This is a genomic window from Neobacillus niacini (assembly GCF_046591715.1).
GTDB classification, from domain to species: Bacteria; Bacillota; Bacilli; order Bacillales; family Cytobacillaceae; genus Neobacillus; species Neobacillus niacini_L.
Genome location: NZ_JAWVNQ010000003.1, coordinates 168,383 through 194,133, shown reverse-complemented (window position 1 = coordinate 194,133; position 25,751 = coordinate 168,383). Strand labels below are relative to the sequence as shown.

Annotated in this window: 30 protein-coding genes; 3 read left to right on the top strand and 27 right to left on the bottom strand. The window is 37.5% G+C overall.

Annotated features, from left to right (window positions below):
- Positions 1 to 25 precede the first annotated feature (25 nt).
- From spoIIIAD to spoIIIAA, 4 genes are read right to left on the bottom strand one after another with little or no spacing between them, the layout of a single operon-like run.
- Positions 26 to 415 (bottom strand): stage III sporulation protein AD, encoded by a 390-nt coding sequence (spoIIIAD, locus tag SFC47_RS10805; RefSeq protein WP_095247152.1) that lies wholly within the window; start codon positions 413 to 415, stop codon positions 26 to 28.
- A gap of 16 nt (positions 416 to 431) precedes the next feature.
- Positions 432 to 635: a stage III sporulation protein AC gene (gene spoIIIAC, locus SFC47_RS10800; protein WP_007084610.1), complete on the bottom strand. Its 204-nt coding sequence runs from the start codon at positions 633 to 635 to the stop codon at positions 432 to 434.
- 11 nt (positions 636 to 646) lie between these two features.
- The gene (gene spoIIIAB, locus SFC47_RS10795; protein WP_411254281.1) at positions 647 to 1,162 is read right to left on the bottom strand and encodes a stage III sporulation protein SpoIIIAB; all 516 of its coding nucleotides are present in this window, start codon (positions 1,160 to 1,162) and stop codon (positions 647 to 649) included.
- Complete coding sequence (gene spoIIIAA / locus SFC47_RS10790) at positions 1,163 to 2,086, bottom strand: stage III sporulation protein AA (protein ID WP_411254280.1); 924 nt, start codon at positions 2,084 to 2,086, stop codon at positions 1,163 to 1,165. It abuts the gene before it with no gap.
- A gap of 137 nt (positions 2,087 to 2,223) precedes the next feature.
- On the opposite strand from spoIIIAA, the gene SFC47_RS10785 reads away from it, so the two are divergent.
- Positions 2,224 to 2,895 carry an SIMPL domain-containing protein gene (locus tag SFC47_RS10785; protein ID WP_411254279.1) on the top strand — a complete coding sequence of 224 codons (672 nt, stop codon included), beginning with the start codon at positions 2,224 to 2,226 and terminating at the stop codon, positions 2,893 to 2,895.
- A 47-nt stretch (positions 2,896 to 2,942) separates the two neighbouring features.
- Here SFC47_RS10785 and SFC47_RS10780 read toward each other — a convergent pair whose 3' ends face one another.
- The 16 genes from SFC47_RS10780 to SFC47_RS10705 all read right to left on the bottom strand — a co-directional run bounded on the left by SFC47_RS10780 (position 2,943) and on the right by SFC47_RS10705 (position 15,061).
- Positions 2,943 to 3,449 (bottom strand): TlpA family protein disulfide reductase, encoded by a 507-nt coding sequence (locus SFC47_RS10780; protein WP_411254278.1) that lies wholly within the window; start codon positions 3,447 to 3,449, stop codon positions 2,943 to 2,945.
- A gap of 21 nt (positions 3,450 to 3,470) precedes the next feature.
- Positions 3,471 to 3,596 carry a CcmD family protein gene (locus tag SFC47_RS10775; RefSeq protein ID WP_095247147.1) on the bottom strand — a complete coding sequence of 42 codons (126 nt, stop codon included), beginning with the start codon at positions 3,594 to 3,596 and terminating at the stop codon, positions 3,471 to 3,473.
- A gap of 12 nt (positions 3,597 to 3,608) precedes the next feature.
- Positions 3,609 to 4,370, bottom strand: a complete 762-nt coding sequence (locus SFC47_RS10770; RefSeq protein ID WP_411254277.1) for a cytochrome c biogenesis protein — start codon at positions 4,368 to 4,370, stop codon at positions 3,609 to 3,611.
- A 3-nt stretch (positions 4,371 to 4,373) separates the two neighbouring features.
- Positions 4,374 to 5,048, bottom strand: a complete 675-nt coding sequence (locus SFC47_RS10765) for a heme exporter protein CcmB (RefSeq protein ID WP_411254276.1) — start codon at positions 5,046 to 5,048, stop codon at positions 4,374 to 4,376.
- The gene (ccmA, locus tag SFC47_RS10760) at positions 5,048 to 5,752 is read right to left on the bottom strand and encodes a heme ABC exporter ATP-binding protein CcmA (protein WP_411254275.1); all 705 of its coding nucleotides are present in this window, start codon (positions 5,750 to 5,752) and stop codon (positions 5,048 to 5,050) included. The genes SFC47_RS10765 and ccmA overlap by 1 nt, the downstream gene beginning before the upstream one ends.
- 23 nt (positions 5,753 to 5,775) lie before the next feature.
- Positions 5,776 to 6,768 (bottom strand): hypothetical protein, encoded by a 993-nt coding sequence (locus SFC47_RS10755; RefSeq protein ID WP_411254274.1) that lies wholly within the window; start codon positions 6,766 to 6,768, stop codon positions 5,776 to 5,778.
- Positions 6,765 to 7,142, bottom strand: coding sequence for a hypothetical protein (locus SFC47_RS10750; RefSeq protein WP_411254273.1), 378 nt, complete (start codon positions 7,140 to 7,142; stop codon positions 6,765 to 6,767). Before SFC47_RS10750 ends, SFC47_RS10755 begins: the two co-directional genes overlap by 4 nt.
- Positions 7,143 to 7,154: 12 nt before the next feature.
- On the bottom strand, positions 7,155 to 7,658 hold the full coding sequence (locus SFC47_RS10745; protein ID WP_411254272.1) for a cytochrome c-type biogenesis protein CcmH: 504 nt from the start codon (positions 7,656 to 7,658) through the stop codon (positions 7,155 to 7,157).
- A gap of 1 nt (position 7,659) precedes the next feature.
- A complete protein-coding gene (locus SFC47_RS10740; RefSeq protein WP_411254271.1) occupies positions 7,660 to 9,642 on the bottom strand; it encodes a heme lyase CcmF/NrfE family subunit in 1,983 nt (660 codons plus the stop codon).
- 15 nt (positions 9,643 to 9,657) lie between these two features.
- Complete coding sequence (locus SFC47_RS10735; RefSeq protein WP_411254270.1) at positions 9,658 to 10,122, bottom strand: cytochrome c maturation protein CcmE; 465 nt, start codon at positions 10,120 to 10,122, stop codon at positions 9,658 to 9,660.
- Between the two features lie 14 nt (positions 10,123 to 10,136).
- On the bottom strand, positions 10,137 to 11,201 hold the full coding sequence (locus SFC47_RS10730; RefSeq protein ID WP_411254269.1) for a hypothetical protein: 1,065 nt from the start codon (positions 11,199 to 11,201) through the stop codon (positions 10,137 to 10,139).
- A gap of 318 nt (positions 11,202 to 11,519) precedes the next feature.
- Positions 11,520 to 12,173 (bottom strand): c-type cytochrome, encoded by a 654-nt coding sequence (locus SFC47_RS10725; protein WP_411254268.1) that lies wholly within the window; start codon positions 12,171 to 12,173, stop codon positions 11,520 to 11,522.
- Between the two features lie 10 nt (positions 12,174 to 12,183).
- Complete coding sequence (locus SFC47_RS10720) at positions 12,184 to 12,633, bottom strand: PCYCGC motif-containing (lipo)protein (protein WP_411254267.1); 450 nt, start codon at positions 12,631 to 12,633, stop codon at positions 12,184 to 12,186.
- Positions 12,634 to 12,820: 187 nt separating this feature from the next.
- Positions 12,821 to 13,378 carry an elongation factor P gene (gene efp / locus SFC47_RS10715; RefSeq protein ID WP_411254266.1) on the bottom strand — a complete coding sequence of 186 codons (558 nt, stop codon included), beginning with the start codon at positions 13,376 to 13,378 and terminating at the stop codon, positions 12,821 to 12,823.
- 21 nt (positions 13,379 to 13,399) lie between these two features.
- Positions 13,400 to 14,461: a M24 family metallopeptidase gene (locus SFC47_RS10710; RefSeq protein WP_411254265.1), complete on the bottom strand. Its 1,062-nt coding sequence runs from the start codon at positions 14,459 to 14,461 to the stop codon at positions 13,400 to 13,402.
- Positions 14,462 to 14,563: 102 nt separating this feature from the next.
- Complete coding sequence (locus SFC47_RS10705) at positions 14,564 to 15,061, bottom strand: YqhR family membrane protein (protein WP_411254264.1); 498 nt, start codon at positions 15,059 to 15,061, stop codon at positions 14,564 to 14,566.
- A 307-nt stretch (positions 15,062 to 15,368) separates the two neighbouring features.
- Between SFC47_RS10705 and SFC47_RS10700 the strand changes: the two genes are divergently transcribed.
- Positions 15,369 to 15,761 (top strand): SA1362 family protein, encoded by a 393-nt coding sequence (locus tag SFC47_RS10700; RefSeq protein WP_411254263.1) that lies wholly within the window; start codon positions 15,369 to 15,371, stop codon positions 15,759 to 15,761.
- A gap of 35 nt (positions 15,762 to 15,796) precedes the next feature.
- Here the strand turns inward: SFC47_RS10700 and SFC47_RS10695 are convergent, their stop codons facing one another.
- Positions 15,797 to 16,681, bottom strand: coding sequence for a patatin-like phospholipase family protein (locus SFC47_RS10695; protein WP_411254262.1), 885 nt, complete (start codon positions 16,679 to 16,681; stop codon positions 15,797 to 15,799).
- 91 nt (positions 16,682 to 16,772) lie between these two features.
- Positions 16,773 to 17,798, bottom strand: a complete 1,026-nt coding sequence (gene splB, locus SFC47_RS10690; protein ID WP_411254261.1) for a spore photoproduct lyase — start codon at positions 17,796 to 17,798, stop codon at positions 16,773 to 16,775.
- Positions 17,799 to 17,991: 193 nt separating this feature from the next.
- Between splB and SFC47_RS10685 the strand changes: the two genes are divergently transcribed.
- Entirely contained in the window at positions 17,992 to 19,779 is a 1,788-nt protein-coding gene (locus SFC47_RS10685; RefSeq protein ID WP_411254260.1) for an urease accessory protein UreH domain-containing protein, read from the top strand.
- A 136-nt stretch (positions 19,780 to 19,915) separates the two neighbouring features.
- Here SFC47_RS10685 and SFC47_RS10680 read toward each other — a convergent pair whose 3' ends face one another.
- The 5 genes from SFC47_RS10680 to SFC47_RS10660 form a co-directional block, all read right to left on the bottom strand.
- A complete protein-coding gene (locus tag SFC47_RS10680) occupies positions 19,916 to 20,047 on the bottom strand; it encodes a hypothetical protein (RefSeq protein ID WP_411254259.1) in 132 nt (43 codons plus the stop codon).
- Between the two features lie 206 nt (positions 20,048 to 20,253).
- Positions 20,254 to 22,710, bottom strand: a complete 2,457-nt coding sequence (locus tag SFC47_RS10675) for a heavy metal translocating P-type ATPase (protein WP_411254258.1) — start codon at positions 22,708 to 22,710, stop codon at positions 20,254 to 20,256.
- Positions 22,711 to 22,777: 67 nt separating this feature from the next.
- Positions 22,778 to 23,491, bottom strand: coding sequence for a hypothetical protein (locus tag SFC47_RS10670; protein WP_411254257.1), 714 nt, complete (start codon positions 23,489 to 23,491; stop codon positions 22,778 to 22,780).
- Positions 23,492 to 23,595: 104 nt separating this feature from the next.
- Positions 23,596 to 24,966 (bottom strand): HAMP domain-containing sensor histidine kinase, encoded by a 1,371-nt coding sequence (locus tag SFC47_RS10665; RefSeq protein WP_411254256.1) that lies wholly within the window; start codon positions 24,964 to 24,966, stop codon positions 23,596 to 23,598.
- A complete protein-coding gene (locus SFC47_RS10660; RefSeq protein WP_411254255.1) occupies positions 24,967 to 25,653 on the bottom strand; it encodes a response regulator transcription factor in 687 nt (228 codons plus the stop codon). It lies immediately after the preceding gene.
- Positions 25,654 to 25,751 lie beyond the last annotated feature (98 nt).

Sequence of the window (25,751 nt, the reverse complement as noted above, 5' to 3'; positions counted from 1 at the left end):
TTGTTTTCAAAAGAAAATGACTCTTTTAGCTTGGAATCAGCTTGATTATCGTTTCAATCATAACGGTAAGAATTGGGATTGCCATCGCAAGAATTAACACCTTTCCAGCAAGTTCGATTTTTGAAGCTACTGCACCCTGGCCAGCATCCTTGGTAATTTGTGATGCAAACTCCGCTATATAGGCAATTCCAATAATCTTAAGTATGGTCTCTACGTATACTAAGTTCACATTTGCATTCACAGCCAGCTTTTCAAGCATATGAATGATTTCATAGATTTTATCGACTAAAAACAGAAATATACTGCAGCCTACAAATACAATTAACAGAAAGGCGAAATTAGGTTTTTGCTCTTTTATTATTAAGGCCAGGAAGGTTGCGACAAGAGCCACTCCAACTATTTTAATAATCTCAATGGCAAAGCCCTCCTTTCTATTGAAACAAGAAGACAGATTTTATTTTCTGGAAAAGATCATCAACAATTGAAGCTACTTGAAACAAGATGTAAATAAAGCCGAATAAAGTAACCCACTGGGCATATTCCTTTTTCCCAACCTGGTCAAGAACTGTATGCAAAAATGCAACGACTATTCCCACTCCGGCTATCTTAAAAATAATATCCACTTCTAAGCCCATTGCTTTTCCCCCTAAATTAATAAAATAATCAGTAATAATCCTGAAAAGAACCCTAAACTCTTCACCATCTTTTCGTAAGTTGCTTGTCTTTCAACTGCATCTCTCTCTTCTCTTTCAAGATGGGAAAGAGTTAGCATAATATGTTTCTGCTGGGAAAAGCGATCATGCCGACCTAGGGTTTCCCCAAATTGTTTCATAATCTCATATTCACCTTGTTTAAAAGCAGTCTGCTTCCAAACCTCCTTCAAGCTTTCTTCCCAGGCATCCTTTACGGTTGTTTCCGTATCTGTGAGTTTCCTTGCAAAACCTTCAAAGAAAGATGATAACGGCTTTGACAATTGTGCTGCCAATCTCCTCGCGGCTTCATGCAAAGGTGTATGACCATACATGATTTCAGCTTCAAGTGATTGAAGAGCAGACCTAAGTTGCCTGAGCTGTCTCGGTCGTTCACTTAAATGTTTCGCGGCTTCAAAACCTGTCCAAGTAGTAGCAAGAATAATAAAAATGGCACCAATTAATTTAACCATTTACGTCACTCTCACTTTTTGACTTAAGTTTTTCCCATTACCATCCAAAATTTGAGTAATCGTTCCTGGGCCGTGAGCCCTGCTAAGGACAATAAATCGCTGAAAAATATTTTGGTCGATAATAGATTTAAGTGAAGGTCTATTTCTGATTTCATCTAAGCTTGTGCCATGCGTAGTCATAATTAGCTTGATACCAGCGTGAACTGCTTCTGAAATCGCTTCTGCATCCTCTTTTCGTCCAATCTCATCCACCACTAATACATCGGGACTCATGGAACGAATCATCATCATCATCCCCTCTGCTTTTGGGCATGCATCTAGGACATCAAGACGGTGGCCGAACGACATTTGAGGAATCCCATTTACACAACCAGCAATTTCAGACCGTTCATCAACAATACCTACTTTAGAAGCCTGGATTCTTTTTTCATGAATTCCAGATGAAATAATTCTAGCGATATCCCGTAACAATGTTGTTTTTCCGGTTTGCGGGGGCCCTATAATCATCGTATGCGTCCATGAATTATTGAAAATAAAGGGGATAATATTTTCAGCAATACCTATCTTCTCTTTGGCAATCCGAATGTTAAATGAAGCAATATCCCTTATCGCTTTTACCTTTCCTTCTTCAAGGATGACCTTCCCTGCAAGTCCAATTCTATGACCGCCTGAAACCGTTATATACCCTCGTTTTAACTCTTCCTCAAGTGTATAAATCGAGAATTGGCTGATTTTATTTAACAAGTGAAAAGCATCTTCCTGCCGCACGATATACGATAGAAACCTTGGAGCTCCTTTCATCGTAATTTCTATTGGGCGGTCGATACGAATTCTGATTTCTTCCAATTCTTCACTTTGACTAGGAGGGATTTTACTGATTTGATCTGCAATGTTTTTTGGTAAGAATTTAAGGATCGTTTCCACATTTCTTCCTCCTTGCTGCTTGTCTCATTATTTAAAATGTATGCCTTTTAATGCGCAATATGACTAGATTGCTAGGAATACTTAACAAAGTAAAACGTAATTTATGTAGTAGAGAATATAATTGAGGGGGAAAATTCATGTACATTCAGAATCCTTTAGACCGAAACACACAATTTCTAAGGACCAATATGTTAAAAGTTACGGGTGAAGGAGAAATTAACGTACAGCCAGATACAGCCTCCGTAAATTTAGGTGTAGTAACTGAAAGCAAGGAACTCATTAGTGCTCAAGCGCAAAATTCAATTGTTGGAAACAAGCTGATTGATTCTCTTATTGCTTTAGGCATTGATAGAAATCAAATACAGACGTTTGATTATCGAATTGAACCCAACTATGACTATGATCAAGGAAAACAAATATTTCGAGGATATAAAGTAACACATATCTTGGAGGTAAAAATCGATGATTTATCTATAATAGGAAAAGTAGTAGATACCGCGGTTCAGAATGGAGCAAACTATGTTGCTAACATTCAGTTTACAACGAGATTTAAGGATTCTTATTACCAACAGGCACTTGTCCTGGCTTTAAACAATGCAAGCAGCAAAGCAAAAACAATAGCCAATACCATAAGAGTTTCACTCAACCCCACGCCGATTCTTGTGACAGAGGGCACAGAGCAAATCCAGCCCTTTGAGCTTCAACAAGTTGCATCTGCAAAAGGATTCTCTTCAACACAGATTCTGCCGGGACAGCTTTTAATAAAAGCAAGTGTCGCAGCAGAATATAAATATCAGCCAATTGGGTAATAAAAAAAGGATTGAATCACTATTGCAGTGATTCAATCCTTTTCTATTTATTCGTACTTTTTTACCATTGAGTATAGTTGTGCTGATGTAACAGGACCATTGTAATGTTCTCTTATTATTCCCTGTCTATCGATAACAAATGTTTCGGGCTGTCCTGTTACATTATATTTTTTAGCAATTTTAGAATTGTAATCAAATACATACACAGCAGGTGTGTTATATTTCTCAAGGAACTTTTTAACTCTGTCCATTGTTTCGCCTTTATTAATCATAATTAAACGGTATTTATCGCCGTAATCCTTTGCAAATGCTTCAAGTTCTGGTGCTTCATCCACACAGGGTTTACACCACGATGCAAAATAATTTAAGATGATTATTTCGCCTTTGTAATCAGAGAGCTTCGTATTCGTTCCGTCTAAATTTGGAAGTTCGAAATTGTAGGCTTTGTCACCAACATCGGTATTGTCACCTTTACTAGCCAAACTATATCCAAAAAAGCCAAACATTCCAATTAATAGAAACAATACGAGTAAGTTTATAACTCTTCTGCTCATCCTGCCTCCTCCTAACAACCCCTATTTATCTAGTTGTTTTAAAAACTCAATATCTTTTTTTAGGCTGCTATGACGTTTTCCAATAAGAAGCATATAACCAAAAATAACTAACCAAACAACTGAATAAGCCCCATACATGAATTCCATAATATATTCCTCCTAGTTTTCTAATCTTTCACGTAATTTTTCTTTGTAGCGGTCTACTTTAATTCTCATTTTTTCAAAGGATACACCCTTATGGAGAAGATAGGCATAAAGGAAAGTAAAGGCAGCAATCGTAACCAATAAAGCTACGAGCATACTTGGTGCTATTCCGCCGCCTTGCTGGGATGGTCCATCTCCAAATACGATTGGATGGAATTTAGATTGCCACCAGCGAATCGCAAAGAATACGATTGGAACATCTGCAAAACCAATAATTCCAAATACTGCAGCAAGTCTAGCCTTTTTATCCCATACACCATCCATCTGACGAACCATCAGGTAGGCAACAAAAAGGAAGAAAAGGATCAATGTGGTAGTTAGACGCGGCTCCCAAGCCCACCAAGTGTTCCATGATGACTTTGCCCAAATTGGTCCTGTTGTTAATACAATAATTGTAAATACAACACCAATTTCAGCAGATACATATGCATACGTATCAAAGATTCGTTTGCGTTTTATTAGAAATAAGATACTAAAGACAAATGTCACAAAGAAAGCTAGAAATGCTACCCATGCTGATGGAACATGCATATAAAATATCTTTTGTACAGCTCCCATTGTCTTTTCAATTTCTGCATAAAGGAAAATAAAATAGAATGCCGCCAACATAGAAACAACCATGCCGCCATATAAAATTTTGGTAAGAAGCGGGCTTTTAACCGGTGCCAAATCTGTTATCTCAAGGGGCGCCTGTTCTCTTTCAAGATTCATACTCATTTTTTAAACCTCCAGAACGTACTCAATTAGTAAAAAGCTTAGTACAAAGAAAATTACATCATAGGCAGTGACCAACTGCAGCCAGGCAATAGCACTTGGCAATTTGTCCATATTCGTAAGAATAATTTTTGTTGCCTGCGTAACACCTATTAATATCGGGCTTGTCATCGGAAAGAGCAAAAGCGGTAACAACATTTCACTGCTTTTAGAATTGGAAGCTAATGCGGCCAAAAAAGTTCCAATGGCAACGAACCCGAAACTCCCGACAAACAACACTAAGATAAAATATAAAATACTGCCATTCACTTTAAAATCGAATAGTAGAAATAAGAAAGGAACAGCTACAATTTCAACAATTAAGATCATCGAGAAGTTTGCCATGAATTTCCCTAAATAAATACTTGAGGCTTCCATTGGGGCCACCAATAAACCATGCATCGTATCATTTCGCTGCTCAGATACTAACGAGCGATTAAGGCCAAGGATTCCCGAAAAAACAATGATAATCCAGACAGCACCTGGTATTACTGCTTTTGTTGTATTGTTTGCCGGATCAAATGCAAAACTTAGAACTAGGATGACTAACCCGGCAAAGATAATCATCGTACCCAAAACTTGTTTTGTTCTAAGTTCAGAATAGATATCTTTTTTAGCAATGGTAAGGGCTGCTCTAAACATCACGATACCCCCTCCACTAAAACCTGATATTTTTCTGAAACAAAACCTAATGATTTATTATGGATGTTGAAATCATCTGCAATCTTTCCATTCTTCACAATGATGATTCGGTCACAGATTTCAGCAGCTTGCTTGAAATCGTGTGTAACCATTAGTGTTGTACATCCCTTTTCTTTCATGGAAAGAACAACATTATTTAAGATCGAAATCGCACCTTGATCTAAACCTGTATGTGGTTCATCTAGAAGCATGATTTTGGGTTCATGGATAATCGCCCTTGCAATGGCAATCCTCTGAATCATCCCACGTGAGAAATTCTTTACTGGTTCATTAATAAAGAATGACAACCCCACCTCTTGAATCAATTGTCTTGCTTTATTTTCAACGTCCTTGACGCCATACAACTCACCAAAAAAGACCAAATTCTCAAGTGGTGTGTAATGATCATAAAGCAAGCTGGAATGCGGTAAATAGCCAAACAGTTTCTTAACTTCTATATGATCTTTTTTTAGGTCCAATCCGTTAATTTTTACAAGTCCTGATGTAGGTTTAATTAAGGTTGCCAGTACTTTTAATAAAGTACTTTTCCCAGCCCCATTTGGACCAAGAATCGCAACAGTTTCCCCTTGTTTGATTGTTAGGTCAACACCTCGAAGAATTAACTTATTGTCGGCTTGCTTTGTAAGCTTCTTTATTTCAATCATCAAATATCCCTCGCATTCCGACGTTACTCTACAAATTGGCGCAAATTCATCTTAACTTGTACTAAATGCTGTTTATATGCAGACAGTTTAGCCTGATAATCCTCTTCTGACATATTTCCCTCATCGAAATTCTCTTCTAATTCAAGAATTCTATCCATAATGGCTTTTTGCTTAGCCATTAAGCTCTTAAATACATTTTCTTCCTTGTCTGCACTTAATCTCTTTTCTTCCGCTATGGCCTTCATTCGAAAGTAAGTAAAATAGGACAACGCTGCGATAATTATTGCAGCCATTACAATTAAGAAAACATGTGGATCCCAACTGCGCAGCGGGGATTGCGCCCACATACGCAGATGACCGGGATTATGGAAGGCTGGTGCTGTTTTCGTTACATTGCCACTCGTTTCACTTACACCTTGTTCACTTGAACCTTGAGTTTTTAGAGCTGGCTGTTTATCTTTGTCATAAATCATTGTAAAGGCTTGTTTTGCTTGAATTCCTTCCACACTGTATCCTTGATAATTTTGATCATCCATCTTGAAAAGCCCTTGATTGGTGGCAGTAACATTCTCAAATTCGATGCTTCCCATTCCCTCAGGCACAAGGATTTGCATCATTTGTACTGGATAGTCAAAGCTCAGGTTAATTTCCTTACCCTTAGCAATTCTGTAGCTGTAAGGCAATACAACGGTCTGGTTAGCAGGGATTGGATCTGTAGTGATGAAACCTGTTTCAACCTGTTTTTGAGCAATTTTGTTATCTAAAAAGGTAAATCCTGTTGCTCCTGTTGGAATAGTGACATTTAGTACTGCTTCACCCTCACCAGCACCATTAAATACCTCAATAGATGTATTGGTGAAGTTCACCATATTCATCATATTCGTTGAACCATCTTCTGCTGGGCTGACTACAAGGTAATGCATATCAACTGATATCACAGATTCCGCTGCTGCCATACCATTCAATGGCATGAACAGCAGCAGTCCGAGGAGGAAGAGTGTGACTTTCTTGATCACTTTCCTCCCCCCTTAGTATTCTGGTAACTTCTCATTGTCGCTTCAATTTCACTTTCAATTTCAGCCATTAAATCTTTGTTAATAGCTTGTGATGTTATTTGCTCTTCCTCTTCCTTCATAATACTGACTACTTGTGATTCATATTGTTTTTTTAAATTTTTGTAATCTGCATGTGAAATTTTATCCATTTTGTATTCAAACTCTAGTTCATTCAGTGTGGATAAAAGTACTTCCTTATTAGAAGGAGAATCTTGACCCTTGTTGGCAAAACTTAAATATGAATTCCAAGAAAAGAAGGGTGCAAGGACAAGAAATAAACAAATGAGCACAAGGCCAGCGGTAAATATCATTGAAATGATCGAAATTTCTTGCATTATGTTCACATCCTAAAGATACTTTTTGCGTTCTTCTTCAATCATAGATGAGAGGATCTCTTCTTCCACTCCATCCTTTACGATTTCGTTGTCAAGGGATAGCTCATTACTTCCTTTTTTCTTCACCCATTTACGAATGATGAAGAATATCGCTGCTCCTGCAATACCTAAGGCTGCAAAAGGCAGTACCCAAGCAACCAAACTGAACCCGCTTTTTTCTGGAGCTGTTAAAATTTCTTCACCGTAAATATTGACGTAGTATTCACGGATTTTATCTTTATCCCAGCCCTTATTCATCATTTCAACGATGTCTTCCTTAAAGCCAATTGTGAGGTTACAAGTCTTAGGATCGCATTCAAAGTGATCCTGCCCACAACCGCAGGTGCACATAAATTGAGACGCAGCTGCTTCGAATTCCTTAGATTTGTAGTCGAACTCTTTTGCTTCTACTTGAAAAATGGAAGCCTGAAAAATAAAGGCAATTAGAAGGAGTCCCATATAAATTTTACTTTTCACATTAAGACACCTCTTTACGTACTCCTGTGTATCTTGGAGTAATATTTTGATATTTTCCATTCCACACGGCAAACAGTGAGCCGATCACAATCATAAAGGACCCAATCCATAACCAGGCTATCATTGGATTTACTTTTACAATAAAGGTTGCTTTTCCATCGTTTTCCCAGTCACTTAATACAACGTATAGGTCCTCTTTCAATGAAGTTATGAGTCCAACTTCTGACGATGGCTGATCCCAGTTGCCATAGAATACTTTTTCAGGCTGAATATTACCAATTCGTTTACCGTTTTTGAAAACAGTCATTTCCGCATAAACGATATCATTAATACCCTCCCTTTTTTGATCAAGCCTCTCGTAATTGATGCGGTAATCCTTCACTTCAATGGAATCCCCTAAGTTTACTGTTTTCATAGTTTGTACATCATAGTTTTGCGACCCGATAATACCCATTGCGATAAACGCTATACCAATGTGGACAATATAACCGCCATAGCGACGGCGGTTTTTCGTCATCAAACGGTAAAGTGAAAGATATATTTTTTCACTTGTCATCTTCCTTCTTGCTTTCACTCCACGGTAAAACTCAAGGAAGTGTGTAATTAAGAGAAGTACAATCACTCCGAAGCCAATAACCGCCCAGGCTTTCTGTATTCCTAGTACAACCATTAATACCATAGCTGCAACTGCAAGGATTGCCGGAATCAAAAAGTTCTTTTTTAAGTTCTTTAATGTCGACCTTTGCCATGCAAGCAATGGACATACTGCCATTAAGAACATCATAGATAATAGAATTGGAGCTTGAACGGTATTAAAGAAAGGCATTCCTACTGTAACTTTTGTACCGCGGACAGCCTCTGATACTAATGGGAATACAGTTCCCCAGAATACACCGAACGCCGCGCCGACCAATAATAGATTATTAATTAAGAAGCTGCTTTCTTTTGAAATATAAGAGTTGAATTCGCCTGCACTTCGTTTAAGCAGATTGTATCGGCTCATTAACACATATAACGCACCTATTACCATTACAGCCATAAAGATTAGAAAATATAATCCTAAATTAGAATTAGCAAATGCGTGAACCGACGTAAGAACACCGCTTCTAACAAGGAAAGTTCCAAACAATGTTAATGCATAGGAAGTAATGATTAAGCTGATGTTCCAAACCTTTAACATGTTTTTCCGTTCCTGAATCATGACAGAGTGTAAGAACGCTGTAGCCGTTAACCATGGCATAAAGGATGCATTCTCAACTGGATCCCATGCCCAGTAACCTCCCCATCCCAGCTCAACATACGCCCACTGGCCGCCAAATATATTACCTAGACTTAAAAACAACCATGCAATTATCGTCCAGCGCCTTGTCATTTTAATCCAGAAGTCATCCACGTTTTTCAATAAAAGTGCTGCCATTGCAAAGGCAAAAGGAATGGCAAGTCCTACATAACCAAGGTAAAGTGTAACAGGATGGATGATCATCCCTGGATTCTGAAGCATTGGATTAAGTCCATGACCTTCAATTGGCACTTGGTCTAGAAGAATAAATGGTTTAGCAACAAATCCAAGGATTAAAAAGAAGAAAACGATATTTCCTAATAGAATAGCGGAAATATACGGAACCATAGGATTACCTCTCATTTTCCGTGAGAAGATAATCATCACCGTGTAAAGAACAAGGAAGAAAGTCCATAATAATAACGATCCAGAATTCCCCGCCCATAGCGCTGTAAGTTTATAAATTATCGGCAGTTCACTGCTGGTGTAATCACTAACATATTCATATTGAAATTGGGATGTTGCCAGCAAATAGAATAAAGAAAGCATAGCCATAGAAGCACAAACCAGGATTCCTATAATTCCACCTTTACCACTATTAATTAATTTTTGATTCTTAGTGCTTATCCCCAGAGTGATGATGAGGAGTGAATAGATTGCAAGAGCTAAGCCTACATAAATGGTTGCATTAGCAAATAAGTACATATCGTCACCTTCTTATTATTTTGCAGTTTCTGGTTCTGTTGGTGGCTGATCTAATAGTTTTTTATGCGCCTCAGGATCATAGTTTTCAACATCTTCACCCTCGTACTTAGAAGGACATCTTGTTTTTACTGTTTCTGCTTCAAACGTATCTTTCTTCGTAGGTGCACCTTGGAGAATGACAATAACTCCCTCTGAAAAGTTATCAGGTCTTGTGCCATTATGGATTACATGCATTATGTTTCCATCGTTATCTTTTAAATCAAACTTCAACTGTATTTTATCTGGATTCCATTTGATAGATTCTTCGATTAATAGTCCTTCTACGGTTACAAAATCATCTTTATGTTTTTCTTGGTTTGCTAATAGATCTTTCATTGTTAATTCAATACCGCTGGATCCTGGTGTGGCTGCCATAAGTAAGAAAACGATTGCCCCTGCAATAATAAATCCACCAAGCATTACGATTGTGTTCTTTTTCACATTCATTCACCCCATTAAATTAATTTTTTCATTTCTTCATCGTAAGTCTCTTGATCAATTTTTCCAGTTAAAAGTTTTTTACGTAATTCTTTTTTATCGTCAACACTAATAGATTTCGATTCTTTCTTGCCTTGCTGTTTTTTTGGGTGTTGGTTTTTCACTTTTGAATTTGGTGTTTTAGGTGCAGTATATGATTTTCCTTTTAAGCCTAAGTAAACAAACACACCTGCTATGATGATGGCGATTCCAATAACGACAGCACCACCAATACCAATTAGCGGGCGATCTCCGCCTGAATCATTTGAACCATTTGATCCGCCGGATATTTGATCTGTTGCGGTACCAGTAACACCAGCATGGTTTTCATCATTAGGCGGTTGTTTCTCGTTAATTGCTTCGAGCGTTGATTTGAAGTCATCTTTTTTGTACGAAAATAAGTATTTATAGCTTTCTCCCACTTTTACATCTTTGTACTGATAGTAGAATAGCTCTTCACCATATTCACTTTTTGTATTGTTGGGTGCCTTCGGCTCTAGTTTGATCTCTTTTGCCTCCATTGGAGCATAAAAGATGACATCTAATGTTCCAATCTCTGTTGGGTTACTGTATTCGTATGTAAAGCTTCTTTTGTCCTTTACATCTACTGCGCTCGTATAGTACTCGACAACGAATCTATAAGATTCATTATTCTTAATTGCCTTTGAAGGTTTCCAGGAAAGAGTACCCTTTTCTTTATCGACGTCAAATGGCCGTTGGACTTCAGGCTTATTGTCTTCTGGAAATTCAGCAACTAAGTATGCTTGGAAGCCTTTTTCCCCAGCTGGAACAGCTATTTCAACTTTCCCATCAAAATCCTGTCCACTTTTGTTTGTAAAGGTTCCGTATTGTCCCACTAGTAATGACGGAGTGTCTTTTTCCCAGCCTTCAGGGTAATCAAACTCTGGCATTACTTGAATTTGCATTTCCGAATAAGGGAACTTTTCTGGCTGAAAGAGTGTTTCGGCCTTAGCGTTTGAAATGATAAAACTTGAAAAAAATGAGGTGATTACAAATAAAGCCAACAACTTATTTTTAAGCATGTTAATCCTCCTTGAGCTCCTATAAAAAGCTATTTTTCACTATAGCCCTCTTTGAAATAAATATAATATTATTCATCTATGTATAGTTGATTCACTTATGAACATTTTGTAAAAGGGGTATAAACGTTACGTTTTTGTCAAAAAACGCCCACAGAATGTTCACATTTGTCTATCTTTCCTACCTATCCCCCTATTTTTTTCTATTTCCCACCTAGTACTATAAACCCTAACCAATATCCCTTTTCGGCTTGAAAATGAACGTTTTGTTAAATTAATTACATACAAAAAACCCCTGGATCCAAAGACCCAGGGGTTTCGCTATTTTCCTTCTAACGAACGGATATACGAGACAATATCTGTAATTTCTTCTTCCTCAAGCTGCCTTACCCCATTCAGGCCCGTTAATGATGCAGCCATTCTCGTATCATCTCGGCCATATGCTGTACTAATCCAAATCTGCTTATCGGTAGTATATTTTAAAAATTGTGGATTAGAAAGAGCGGTTCCCATCTTTAATTTACCGCTGCCCGCTTCACCATGACAGTTGATGCAATATAAATTATATAATTTTTCACCATTAATAACATTTCCTGCAATCGTCTTAGGAACTTCAAAATCTATTTCCGTTGACTGCCAATTCCTAATATATGCAACAACATTATTCAATTCCTCTTCTGAAAGTCTTGGTCCATAGCTTGGCATTCCAGTACCTTCTCTTCCAAATTTAACACTATTAAAAATGTCTTTATCACTGACAGTATTCAAATACTGCTGATTATTAATAGCGGTACCAGCATTTTTACCTTCACCCTTGCCGTTCTCACCATGACAAATCAGGCACTGCTTATTATAAATCTTTTCACCTGCAGCAATTGCTTCCGCATTTTCACTGCTGAATATACCACTATTAACAATACAAATTATAATCCCTATAAAGATAATAATGTAGGTGCCATATAGTATTTTTTTCATTAGTTATCCCTTACTTTGGTTCTGGCGTCGGAGTTGGCTCCCCAAAATCTTGATACTTAGTAGTGATTAAGTCATATATTTTCTTAGGACTTTTACCGTCTAAATGCATTTCTACCGCCTCCCGGGCGATATCTATACAGACGTCTCAGGATATACTCATTGAATCCCAGCCGGTAACGGCATTGTCTTCTCCAAATGAATCAATATAGCAATCCAGATTACTTTCATGTCCATCTTGTGCATAACAGCCGCAATAACAAGGAACACCTGCTACTACTTCTGGGTAGTTCGAAACCATTGCATACGTTTCCTGAATTAATTCAGAAGAGTTTAATACATAATCTGGTAATGGTAAATGTTTTTTATCTAATGTCACATTCGTCTCTTTGGAGTTACCGCAGGCTGCAATTAGCAGGCCAATCGCAGTACAGAGAAACAAGAGAGAGAGAATTTTTTTCATTGCTGTGTCACCCCTTTTGTTTGTATGTTTGTAATTCAACTTAATTCTAGCAAAAACTAGTCAATAGGATAGGAACTAATTATTACTATTTAGTGAAGTTTTCACAATAGGGAAAGTGATAAACTTTCTAGATAAACAAAAAGCTAAGGCCTGAAATTTCGGCCTTAGCTTCTTAGAAAACTTTTTATTATGCACGAGATACATAAGATGCTTCTGTTGTGTTAATAATCAATTTATCACCTTGGTTAACAAAGAAAGGAACTTGAACGTTAAGACCTGTTTCAAGAGTTGCTGACTTGGTTCCACCTGAAGATGTATCACCTTTAATACCAGGCTCAGTTTCAGTGACTTCTAGAACAACTGTATTAGGCAGTTCCACACCAAGTGTTTCATGACCGAACATCATGATGTGAACTTCCATGTTTTCTTTTAAAAACTTTAATTCATACTCTATATTGTTTGCAGGAAGCTCTACCTGTTCATAAGATTCCATATCCATGAACACATGCTGATCGCCGCTGGCATATAGATATTGCATTTTGCGATTATCAATTTGAGCCTTTTCTACCTTTTCACCTGCACGGAAGGTTTTTTCTTGGATTGCTCCATTACGAAGATTACGAAGCTTAGAACGAACAAACGCGGCACCTTTTCCTGGTTTAACATGTTGGAAATCAAGTACGCGCCATAGCCCGCCATCCACTTCAATTGTCAATCCTGTTTTAAAATCGTTAACAGAAATCATTTTTTTGTCCTCCTATGTCCATTACAAAATAATAAGTTCTTTTGTAGAATGAGTAAAAGCTTCGTTATGGTCTTTCGTAATGAGTGTATCATCCTCGATTCGTACCCCGCCAAGCCCTGGTATGTAGATACCTGGTTCAACGGTTACAATCATGCCAGGTTCTAGAACAATGTCTGAACGCATAGAAAGCGTTGGGCCTTCATGGACTTCGAGACCAATACCGTGACCTGTTGAGTGCCCAAAATAATCGCCATAACCTTTTTCCGTTATGTAATCCCTTGTAAGAGCATCTGCCTCTTTACCAGTAATTCCAGGCTTTATTCCAGCCATTCCCCTCAGTTGTGCTTCTAAGACGATATCGTAAATTTCCACAAGCTTTGCCTCAGGTTTACCTGCTGCTACTGTTCTAGTGATATCTGATACATATCCTTCATAATAAGCACCAAAGTCCAAGGTCACAAAATCACCTTTTTCAATTACCTTGTCACTGGCAACTCCATGCGGAAGTGCAGAACGATACCCAGAAGCAACAATAATATCAAAGGAAGAAGAAGATGCCCCCGCTTTTCTCATAAAGAACTCTAATTCATTGGATACTTCAAGCTCTGTTTTTCCTGGTTGAATAAAATCCAATATATGCTTAAATGCTGCATCGGCAATATCTGCGGCTACCTTTAATATCTTAATCTCTGCTTCAGTCTTAATCAAGCGTAACTTTTCAATAATACCTGAAACAGGAACAAGTTCTGATTCGACTTCTTTTTCATAAGCTTTATAGGCGGCAAATGTTAAATGTTCCTCTTCAAACCCGAGTTTCTTAATCCCTAGTTTCTTTGCTTGTTTACTAACCTCATCAACAAAACTTCCGGTCATTTTAACAATTTCATAGCCTTCACACTGGCTGGCAGCCTGTTCAACATAACGGAAGTCCGTAATAAATTGTGCTTTATCAGCACTAATGAGAACGACCCCAGCCGAACCAGTAAAGTTTGTCATGTAACGACGGTTAAATTGGCTAGTAATTAAAAAACCATCAATTCCATGTGCAGCAAAGCTCGACCTTAATTTATCTATTTTTCCCATTTTCTCTCACTCTCCCCTTATGTAATCCAACACCAATAGTACACTGTTCCATAATAACAAAAATATTTTAACATATATCAGGCTATAAAGACTAATATAGCGTTAAGAGGCGGTCTCATTTTCTTCCATATGATTAATTTCATATTCATAGTTAATGGAATAACCAATAAATAAGCCATACACCAAATATAAACAAATCGAGGTAATGACAGTATCACGACTTAATTCTAAAAATGGCTTCATTTCTGAAAAGATGGGATTCAACACCAAATACACAATTAGAAATAACACAAGTCCATATCCTAATCCCAGCCAAATCCCGTTAAATTTCTTCAGTGCAATAGAATAAACAAACGCTGCTACAACCGATAATATCCCAAGTAAAATAATTGATATCACAGTGCCAAGCCATTCATTTTTCCAATCCCCTAATGCCCATGGACCTAGAATGATATTAGGACGAATTTCCGTGAAATTGAAGTAATAGGCAAAAAAACCAATAGTCCCCCAAAATAGACCACCAAATAAACCCGTCCAAAAAACGACCGTAACAAATGACATTGGTTTTGGATATTTAGACTTTTCAGGACTTTTAGCCATAATTAGTACCTCCCATTAAATTAATGCCTTCCCGAATAGTAATCAACCTTATTATGTCCTTCCCTTGTCAATCACTTGCATAGAATAAATTTTTTAATTGGAAATATTATGTCATCCTAGAGGTATTTTCATATATGAAGTAGAATTAAATTAAGTACATACAATTTTTAATTACTTTTTCGTATGTATTACAAAAGAACTAGATGAAGAGTGTTTATATTACAGCATTAAGCTGAATAAAATATTAAAAACATTATTATTTTTGAGTTTAAAAAATTAAGAAAATGATTATGATGCTGTTAGGGAGGTGGCTTTCTTGAAAAATCGGATTTCCGTTCCTTTGGTTGGTAGTGTTATTGTTTTAGGAATAATTGGCATTATTGCAGCATTCACAAGTGACCCTATTGGTTTTCTTAAGAATATTGTAGTGTTAGCATTGGTTGGTTTAGCCATTTATTTTGTCTTCAGACTTATTCGGGGATCAAATCCAAGGAATAAGGAGCAGCAGGCTTTTATCAAAGCAGCAAAGAAGTCAAAAAAACGCTTACAGTCAAAAGGCAGCGAACAGTCGACAAAAAGTACATCTTTTGGTTCACTAACTTCTTTAAAGAGAAGCAAATTAACTAAAAAGAAATCCCCTGTTCACTTAACAGTTATCGATGGTAAAAAAGGGAAAAAGAAAAATCGAGCGTCCTTATAAGCGCTCGATTTTTTCTATTCATGAATAGTATTTTTTTAATAACACCAAGACTTAAAAAACTTTTCTGCTGAATTTCTCCCTAACCGGAAAAGCTCCTGTTTCTTTTCTTCTGTCAAATGGAATTCAACCGTAAGTGCACCATCAGTTGGAATAAATATAATGTTCTTTTCGTGTTTTCTAGAAATATACCGGGAATCATGTGCATCTTTCATGGTTTCGAATAAAGCACCAAACAACTGAATAGCATTCTTAATTTGGTGTTTTTCATGCTCATATTCATTTGCGCTTAACTTAATCCCAATTACCGGTCTTACTTTTTGAAGATTATCACGATCGAAAAGCCACATTGGAAAATTACTCAATACCCCTCCATCTACAATTACATTCACACCATCCATTGATTTCAATTTCACTGGTTCAAAAAAATATGGGATACTGCAGCTCATTCTTACAGCCTTTGCAATGGAGAAGGATCCTGGGGCAATACCATATTTAACCAAGTCATCTGGCAGAACCATTAGTCTGCCGTTTGAAAGATCTGACGCAATAATTCTCAAGTTTTGAGGAGGCAGGTCAGAAAAGGTTCTTATCCCCTTTGCTGCTAATTTTTCTTCAATCCATTTTTCTAATTCGTTCCCTTTATATAACCCTAACTTCCAATAGACAAACAACCATTTAGCAAGTGGAAAAGGTATAATCATTTTACGAGCATCCAGAAACTTTGTTAGATCCAACTCATCAAGGAGCTGCTCCATCTCACTGCTTCTATAACCAGCAGCAAGAAATGCAGCGACAATTGAACCAGCACTAGTCCCTGCAACCCTTTCGAATTGAAACCCTCTTTTTTCAATTTCTTGAATGGCCCCAATAAGGGCAAATCCTTTTATTCCTCCTCCAGAAAAAACACCGTCTATTTTCATGGCAGCCACTCCTAAAGGTAACGCATTGTTACATCTTTAAGCAGAAAGTTCATGAAATAGTACGGTGTACAAGTAAAAAAATTATTTTTTTTTAAGTAAAATATTCAATAACAGCATTAGGAAAATATTCATTAATATATTGACGAATAGTAGTTTCTAATTCATTTGCTTCTTCTGTCGGATAGACATACTTTCCAATTCCATAGCGGCCCCATTTATATTTTCGCTTTTCCTCGTCCATTTCCAATTTGGTTTTCGGGTATCTTTTGGCAATCACATTTTTTGCCGGTTTTGTAAAACGGTGTTGGATGAGTTCAAACGTTAAATCAGGGATTTCTAATCCTGCCAGTTCACCACTTAATCGTTCGAATAGTTCACGATAGCCTTCTTTCCAATCCTCATGCAAATAAATAGGAGCGACTATAAAACCTAATGGATACTTTGCTTTAGCGACCTTTCTAGCTGCTGATAATCGATCTTCAAAGGAAGACGTTCCTGGTTCAAAGTTTTTGATTACATATCGTGAATTTACACTAAACCGGAACCTTGTTTTCCCATTGTGATTGGCATTTAGGAGATGATCCACATGATGGAATTTCGTCACAAATCGGAGTCTTCCAAATTCAGACTGGCCAATGAATTCGATTGTCTTCTTCAATGAGTGTGTTAAATGATCCAAACCAACAATGTCCGAGGTACAAGCAGCTTCAAATCTTGTTATTTCCGGCTTACGCTCATCCATGTACTTTAGTGCCTGATCAAAAATATCATCTAAGTTTACGTAGGTGCGTATGTATGGTTTGCTGCCAAGTGTCGTTTGTAAGTAACAATAATGGCAGTGACCCATACAGCCTGTAGCCAAAGGAATGGCATATTCTGCTGAGGGCTTGGATGTATCAAATTTGAGTGTTTTTCTAATTCCTACTACGAGCGTTGATTTTGCATTACGATATTTCTGATTTTCATTATCTCCTGGTAAATCTCGAATTTGGTTATGGGAGGTAGTCTCTCTAATTTCAAGATTCAACTTTTCAAATTTCTCTTTCAGTTCTCTGCCAAGCGGGTATTCTAAAGCTCTTGGTTCAAAATATACTAATTGCGGCATAAAAGGTTCCAATTTTTTTCCTCATTTCAATTGTTTTTTTATAGTATGGACACTTTATTATTTTTATTATGGTTCAAAATTTGGTTATATTTTGTCTACAATTTGTTCACTTTCCTCCTCTATATCTTCATATCATCAACATAAAAATTCTCTATACTTTACCTATTATTAGCAGGCTTTATTACGAGTAAAGGCAGGGAACTTTATGAGCATAATTAGGGAAAGTATAAAGGTATATGAAATGACCTGTACCTCCTGTGAAAAACGGGTTGAAAGAACGGTTAAAAAATTAGAGGGAGTGATCGATGTAAGCGCCAGTTTTAGCGGCCAGTTTGCGGAAATTGAATATGATTCTAATCTCTGCGACTTAAAAAAAATAAAAGCTGCTATCGAAAGCGTGGGTTATAGTACCGCAAATCCTAAAGACTTTAAATTCATTGGCATTTTCATTGCGGCAGCGGCTATTGTACTGCTTGGGATTAACTCAGGAAACTACGATATGGAAGCCAATCTAAATAATGCCTCTTATGCTGTATTATTTGTAATTGGGGTTATTACCTCTATCCATTGTGTAGGAATGTGCGGCGGTATTATGTTATCGCAAAGTCTGGGAAAAGAGAGTAAAAATAAATTTGAAGCGATAAAACCGGCTCTCTTATATAACGCCGGCAGGGTAAGTGCTTATACAATTCTTGGGGGGCTTATTGGCGCAATCGGCTCAGTTTTCGCACTATCTCTTACACTAAAGGCCGGTCTGCAGCTATTTGCAGGTATTTTCATGATTATGATGGGCTTTAATATGGCTGGTTTTAAAGCCTTTAGAAAATTTCAAATAAAATTACCTCAGGCAGCATGCAGAGCCATGGGGAATGCTAAAGCACCTTTTTTTGTCGGGCTATTAAACGGATTAATGCCCTGTGGTCCCCTGCAAACCATGCAAATATTTGCGCTTGGGACAGCCAGTGCAGCAGCAGGTGCGTTATCGATGTTTATGTTCTCAATTGGAACTGTCCCGCTTATGCTGACATTTGGAGCATTGTCTGGATTATTAAGTAAAGACTATACAAAGAAAATCCTTAAAATTAGCGGCGTGTTAATCATCATGCTTGGTCTTATTATGAGTAATAGAGGTCTTGCCCTAGCAGGCATGAATCTAAGCCCGATGGCCATTATGTCTAATGCAGGTGCTTTCGGCGAGACGGGCTCACAAACAGATTCTGATGCAATTAAAGCAACCATTCAAGATGGTGTTCAGGTATTGAATATGACTGCTAATGTTTATGGCTACACGCCCAAAACTCTTTATGTCCAAAAAGGATTGCCGTTAAAATGGGTTGTTGAAGGCGAAGAGATTACTGGCTGTAATAATACCATTGTAGTGCCGGATATGAATATTCAACAGAAGCTGCAAAGCGGAAATAATCTAATTGAATTCACACCCGGGGATGAAGATCTTAATTTTAGCTGCTGGATGGGAATGAAACGCGGAGTAATTAAGGTTGTAGATGACCTAGAAGCTATCAGTGCTCCAGACAGTGACGGAGAAGGCATTGATACTGCTGCAAGTGCACCTCCTGCGGAACCTGAAAAGCATAGTATCTACGGGAATGATTTAAGTAAGGTATTAACAGAACAATTGGTTAAAAAAGCTGAAGTTGCAGTTAACGAGCAGACACTTACAATAAAGGGAATTGGATATGAGCTAGAGCCTCTTATTATGGTAGTTAATAAAGGTGTTAAAACAAAAATGGCATTAGATTTATCAGCCTTTGATAATGCAGAAGGGTACTTTATGATTCTCAATTCACAAACCATGCAAATTGTTACCGATTTTACTGGGACAAAAGGGGTCAATAATATTGAATTTACTATTACGAGCAGCGGTTCCTATGGAATCTATCTTAATGAACAAGAATTACTAGGAATTATTGAAGTGGTTGATGATATCAATACAGCTGACCTTGAGGAAGTTAGAGCAAGATATATACAATAGGAAACTTATATTCAGGTCATATATTTGGCGGAATTAGATTGTCGAGAAAGGTTTTTTCTCGGCAATTTTTTTATTTTGTCTAAACATTTAATGCCAATTATCATATTCATAAGCGTCGCCCAAATGAGTGCCGTTTTCAGCAATTTTGGTACGTCCATGGTCTCTCATCCCTCCTATGAGAGCCTTCGCCAGCACTTTTGGTACGTCCATGGTCTCTCATCGCTTCTATGAGAGCCTTCGCCTGCACTTTTGGAACGTCTATGGTCACTCATCCCTCCTATGAGAGCCTTCGCCTGCACTTTTAGAAGGTCCATGGTCACTCATCTCTCCTATGAAAGCCGTCCCCGGCACTTTTAAAAGGCCCATGGTCTCTCATCCCTCCTGTGAGATCCTTCTCCAGCACCTTGCTAATGAACTATTAATCCAGAAATAATAAAATGGCAGTGAATCAAGTTCACTGCCATCATAAATTAATTATTTAGCTGGTTTAAAGCCTTTTAGTCTTAAGGCATTTAATAATACTGAAACGGAGCTTAAACTCATGGCCGCCGCTGCGATGATTGGGTTTAACAGCGGTCCTCCGAATAAGTAAAGTACTCCCATCGCGATTGGTATACCTAGAGTGTTGTATCCAAATGCCCAAAATAGGTTTTGTTTGATGTTTGAGATTGTTTTTTTACTTAATTGAATAGCGGTTGGCACATCCATGAGATCACTTCTCATAAGAACAATATCTGCAGACTCCAATGCAACATCTGTACCAGATCCGATTGCAATTCCGATATCTGCCTGTGCTAAGGCAGGAGCATCGTTTATTCCATCCCCCACCATTGCTGTTTTTCTGCCTTCTGCTTGAATCTTTTTAACCTCGGCCGCTTTGTCTTCAGGCAGGACTTCTGCTAACACTCTGTCAATCCCGACTTGTTTTGCAATCGCTTCTGCCGTCCTTTTGTTATCACCAGTAATCATGGCAACTTCTATACCCATTTTATGAAGCTGCTCAATTGCTTTTTTACTATTTTCTTTAACGGTATCTGCTACTGCGATAATTCCTGCCAACTGACCGTCAATAGCCACATACATTGGCGTTTTTCCCTCGCCGGCGAGCCTGTCAGATGAAACCTCAAAGTCTTTCAGCGAAATCCCGCTGTCAACCATAAGCTTTCGATTTCCTAGTAATATGTTCTTGCCATCCATTTCAACCTCAATTCCATGGCCAGGAATTGCTTTGAAGAAGTCTAAATTTTTTAACTCTATCCCTTTTTCCTCTGCATCTTTCACAATTGCTTCACCTAATGGATGCTCAGATCCTTTTTCAGCAGAAGCGGCCAATTGAAGCAGGTATTCCGCAGAAATTACACCCGTCACAACAACATCTGTAACCTTTGGTTTTCCCTCGGTTATTGTCCCAGTCTTATCAAAGACAATGGTTTTGATTTTATGAGCAGTCTCTAAAGCAACACCGCTTTTAATTAGGACCCCATATTCAGCACCTTTTCCTGTGCCTACCATAATAGCTGTTGGGGTTGCCAAACCTAAAGCACAAGGGCAAGCGATAACAAGAACTGAGATGAAAATGGTTAAAGAAAATACTCCTGTTTCGCCCGCAAAGAAATACCAAGCTAACGCCGCAGCAATTCCGATACCAATTACCACAGGAACAAAATAACCAGAAATAATATCTGCCATCTTTGCAATCGGAGCCTTTGAACCTTGTGCATCTTCTACTAGTTTAATAATCTGCGCCAAAGCAGTATCTTTACCAACTCTAGTAGCCTTATATTTTATCATTCCATTTTTATTGATACTTGCACCGATAATAGCATCGCCTATATTTTTCTCTACCGGCATACTTTCACCAGTCAGCATGGATTCGTCAACAGAAGTCATTCCTTCGATTACTTCACCGTCTACAGGCATTTTTTCTCCTGGTTTAACGACAAGGATATCGCCGACTTCTACTTCTTCGATTGCCATTTCTACTTCTTTACCGTTACGAATAATGATTGCCGTTTTGGGGGCTAGGCCCATTAGTTTCTTTATTGCTTCAGAGGTCTTTCCTTTTGTAACAGCTTCTAAATATTTACCCAGCAGAATTAAGGTAATAATAACTCCGGCTGCTTCGAAATATAAATCATAGGCGTAATCGATGTTCCCGCCATATATCTGAAAAATAGCGAAGATCCCGTAAAGGAATGCTGCAGAAGTACCAATTGCTATTAAAGAGTCCATATTGGGGCTTCTACTGATCAGAGAGCTAAAGCCGACCGTAAAAAATTTATTGCCAGCTAATAACACTGGAAGTACCAATAATAATTGAATTAAGCCAAAGTATAATGGGTTAACCATTGGATCAATTATTGCTGGAAGTTTAAAACCAATCGGTTCAAAAAACATATGGCCCATTGTGATTACAAGCAGTGGCAGCGTAAAGACAGCAGAGATCACAAACTTCTTCCATAACAGCTTGATTTCTTTTTCTTTTCTCTCTTTATCAGTGTCAACAGTACCTTCCTCATCTATTGCTTTATAACCTGCCTTTTCAATGGCTAGTTTGATATCTGAAACTCTTACTTTAGAAGGCTCAAAGCTTATTGATAATTTTTCTGTTGCATAATTAACATTTGATTCCAGCACACCATGAAGTTTACTAGTTACCTTTTCAATTCGTTTCGCACATGCTGCACAGGTCATTCCTTCTATTTGCAGTACCCTCTTAGCACACTCAATAATTGCTTCATATCCTGCCTTCTCAATCACAGCACGAATAGCCGGGAGTGTTACGATTGTTTCATCATACTGAATGCTTAGTTTTTCGGTTGTATAATTTACACTGGATTCCTCGACACCTTCAAGCTTTTTCGTCACTTTTTCAATTCGTTTTGCACAAGCAGCACAAGTCATTCCGCCTATTTTAAGACTCTGTTCCAATTCTCGCACCCCATTTTTTTATCATCATGTATGATAACCACCCCCATTAATAGGGGTGGCTTATAGATTATTTCTTAATATCATAGATTTTAATGATTTGATCAGGGTTTGCTCCCATTTCAGAATCATCCTTGCCAGCTTCTTTAAAGACCCAGCCGCTATCCGCAAGTTTTTTAACATCCAACCCTGCGTCCACAAGAGGCTCTGCCTTTAATGCGAAGATTAAGTCAGCGTCATTTGTACCTAGCTTTTCTGTCCACTGGACTTGGTTGCCGCTTCCAAGGCTAAGACTGAAGTGCTTATCGTCTTTACGATAGCTGACATTTTCTGTATCAGCTTTTAAAAGTCTTCTCATTGAATCCTCAGAACCATTTGAGGCTTGTTTTTTATCTGATACGTTGTATGGTTTTATTAGCCGATTCGGAAGAGAGTTTCCTTTATCGTCCTTACCTTCAGGCTCAAAGAGCCATTCGTTTTCATCAAGCTTCTTAATATCAAGTCCAGCTTCAACAAGCGGGTCTGCCAGCATAACCATGGCAAAATCAGCCTTATTTGCCGACATATCTTTGCTCCATTCGAACTTTTCACCAGTCGGCAATTCAAACCCCCAGTGTTTAAGCTCTTCATGAAACCCTTTTTTATCGGGATATGTCTTCACAATTTTGTTAAAGGCAACAAGAGCATCATCTGCCTCTTTGTCCCCGGTTACTGGTCTGCTGCAGCCAGAAAAGGCTGCAACGATAGCGCTAGTAATAAGTATCATAACTATTTTTTTCTTCATACCTACAACTCCTAATGTATAGTACTTTCAACATTAGAATAGTAATTTGTTATGAAGACAGTATGAAGAAAACAAGAGTGTCAAATAATAGTCACAGATTTACGTTAAACTCGTGAAGCAAAATATATCTTAACCGTCGTTCCTATCCCTTCCTTACTATCCACCTTGATCATCGCATTGTGAAGCTCTAAAATATTCTTTACAATCGTTAAACCGATCCCATTTCCTTCTATTTGATTCCTGCTTTTATCACCTCTATACAGCCTTTCAAATATAAAGGGTAAATCCTCCTGCCTAATTCCCATGCCATTATCGATTATTTCTAAGATGATATTTTTATTTTCTTTATATAGTTTAATAAGTACTTTACCGTTCTTCTCAGTAAATTTAATAGCGTTTGATAATAAATTGATGATTACTTGTTTTATCTTATCTTTGTCTCCAATTATTTGATAGGTTTCATCTGCTTGAATATCATATTCGATAGAAATATGATTACAATCAGTCCCTATATAAAAATCTTTACTCATCTCAGTAATTAAATCATCCAGTTGAATGGTTTCATAATTCAGCTTAATACTTTCTGATTCAAACTCTTTTAAGAGGTTTAAGTCATTTACTAATTTTCCAAACCGAATGACTTCCTCATTTAAATAATTTAATCCCTCTTTGGTTACTGGAACTACACCGTCAATCATGGCCTCAAGATTATTTTGGAGCACATTTAAGGGTGTTCTAATCTCATGCGTAATATCCGAAACTAACCTCTTTCTAAGCGTGTCCTGAGACTTTAATTTCGCTGCAAGGATATTCACACTTTTTCTTAAATCCTCTAATTCTTCTATATTACTTTTAATATTTGATACGGTATCAAAGTTACCATGAGATAAGCTTACAGACATTTTTGCTACTTCCCGAATCGGTGTTGAAAATTGCTTTGAAAAATAAAGACTCAGGCTCCCAATAATGATGAGGGTGAGAGCACCACTGACAACGATGCTTTTGTTTATAGAAGATTTAAAGGTTAAATCTTCTTCTGATAAAAGGACAGATGAATATTGTCCAATATCAACGTACCCAACTATGATACCATCGATTTTAATGTCAAAGGTTTTGGTGGTATAAACGCCGCCATCATGTCCTGACATCTCCCCAATATGAATTTGGTTCTTTAAGTCATCAGGGTCCATTCCCCAAACTGCCTGTTTACTGCTGTCTAAAAGTGTTAAACAATAATTACCCATCGAAGCCTCATGCATTAATTCTACACCTGTATCTGAGGACCATTTACCCTCTCGTTTGTAAGCTTCTTCAAAATAAGAAACAATTCTTTCATACCTCTTGTTTTGTGTTTCAATCATGTACTCGTTAAATTTATTTGAAACTGTGATATTAACAAAAATAGTAACCAAGAGGATGGCAGCAACCGCTGATAGTACCAATAAAACACTTAACCTTCTGCTTATAGATTGCACTTACTTCTCACCGCCAAACTTATAACCTGCTTTCATAACCGTTAGGACATACTTGGGAATCTTCGTATCGATCTCAATCTTTTTCCGAATGTTTTTTATATGCACATCAATAGTTCGATCATAGCCGCTAAAATCTACTCCAAAAATTTTATCAATTAACTGTTCTCTTGATAACACATTTCCCTTCGCAGAAACCAGGGCACAGAGAATATCAAATTCATTAGGAGTAAATGAAATCTCCTGCTCTAAAACTCGAATTGACCTTTTGTCACAATCTATCATTAAATAGCCATCGTCAAAAATAACCTTAGATGATGGAAATTTAGAGCTTAATCTCCTGAATAAGGCATTTACTCTAGCAGTTAATTCTCTTGGACTGAATGGCTTTACTAGGTACTCATCTGCCCCAATATTCAATCCTTCTATTTTGTCATTTAATGAACCTTTTGCTGTCAGCATAAATATATGGACATCAGATGATTGACGAATGATTTTACAAACTTCTTCTCCACTAATATCAGGCAGCATTAAATCAAGAATAATTAATTTAAACTCAAATCTATTTAGAAGGTCCAACCCTTTTAGCCCGGCAGGTGCACAATGAACCGAATAACCTTCTTTTTCTAAATAGCCTTTTATGACTGTTGCCACACTTTCCTCATCTTCAATTAGTAAAATATGATTCATATGATATCACCTGGCTCATTAAATTTGATTCCTTTAAAATTAGTATAATAGTTAAAGATAGTGAAAAATGTGAAAAAGGCTGACAATTATGTGTCAGC